Annotated in this window: 1 protein-coding gene; it reads right to left on the bottom strand. The window is 75.0% G+C overall.

Translation table 11 applies throughout. The features are described 5' to 3' along the window. A partial coding sequence (locus GUY60_RS37765) for an NAD(P)/FAD-dependent oxidoreductase (RefSeq protein ID WP_161706011.1) occupies positions 1–1,125 on the bottom strand: 1,125 nt, incomplete at its 3' end. Positions 1,126–1,188: the final 63 nt, after the last annotated feature.

The raw sequence follows: 1,188 nt of genomic DNA, 5'->3' as shown, positions 1-1,188 counted from the left end.
GTACGCGGCCAGTTCGGGGGCCGGGCGGGCCTCGACCATCTCCTGGGCGGCGAGCCGGCCGAGGATCGGGGCGAGGGTCACACCGCTGTGCGTGACCAGGGTGTACAGGCCAGGCGTCGCCGCCGCGCACCCCACGAGGGGCAGGCCGTCCGCCGGTACCGGGCGCACCCCGAGCCGTACTCCCGCCATCTCGGCGGCCCGCAGCGGCGCGAACACCGCGCGGCCCAGGCGGTGCAGTTCCTGCTCCAGAGCCGGGTCGGGCTGCGGCTGCTCCGGCTGCTCCGGCGCGTTGAGCGCAGCGTCCTGCGGCCCGTCCGCCGGAAGCTGCGCGTCCACCGGCCAGGAGATGGAGACGACGCGGCCGTCGGGTGCCGGGCGCAGGTCGACGCCCGGGGTGGCGAGGATCGCGCCTAGTTGCTCGCCCCGCGGCAGTCGGGTGCTCTCCCCCACGAGGCCGGGCACCCGGTTCAGCGGCAGCGCTCCGCCCGCCAACGCGGCGATACGGCCCGCGTCCGGGCCCGCGCAGTTCACCACCCAGTCCGCCTCGAACCGGCGGCCCGCCGCGAGCACCCCGACGACCCGCTCCCCCGAGCGCAGCACATCCGTGACCCGCAGCCCGTACCGGATGTCCGCCCCGTCGAGCGCCGCCCGGTCGAGCAGGCGCCGGGTGAACAGCGGCGCGTCGTACCAGGACGCGTGCTCGTGGAGGACCAGTTCGTCGGCGCGGCAGGCCTCCGGGTCGACGCCCGGCGCCAGTTCGGCCAGGTCGGAGGGGTGGGCGGTGCCGCAGGGGTGGCCCCAGCCGCGCAGCCGTTCCGCGCGCTCACGGATGACGCGCTGCTCCGCCTCCGTGTGGCCCCACTGCACCAGCGGCACGGGGTGGCGCCAGTCCGCACCGCCGAGCTCCGCACCCAGTTCCAGGTGGAGTTCGGCACTGTGCCGGTTCAACTCGTAGTACGCGTACGGGGTTTTGAGGTGCGTGACGTCGATGGAGAACGTGGCGCTGGACGTGCCGGCGGCCGGGCCACCGGCCTCGATCACGGTGACATCGGCACCGGCGGCGGCCAGTTGCTGCGCGACGGACGCACCGAGCACACCGGCGCCGAGGACGAGGACACGAGACATGGTGGTGTTGTTCCTTTGCGGTACGAGAAGGAGAGGTGGCGGGGTGCGGAGACAGCGGGGCGG

It is taken from the genome of Streptomyces boluensis (assembly GCF_009908195.1).
GTDB classification, from domain to species: domain Bacteria; phylum Actinomycetota; class Actinomycetes; order Streptomycetales; family Streptomycetaceae; genus Streptomyces; species Streptomyces boluensis.
The sequence above is the reverse complement of the archived record's forward strand: the minus strand, read 5'-3'. Positions and strand labels throughout refer to the sequence as shown.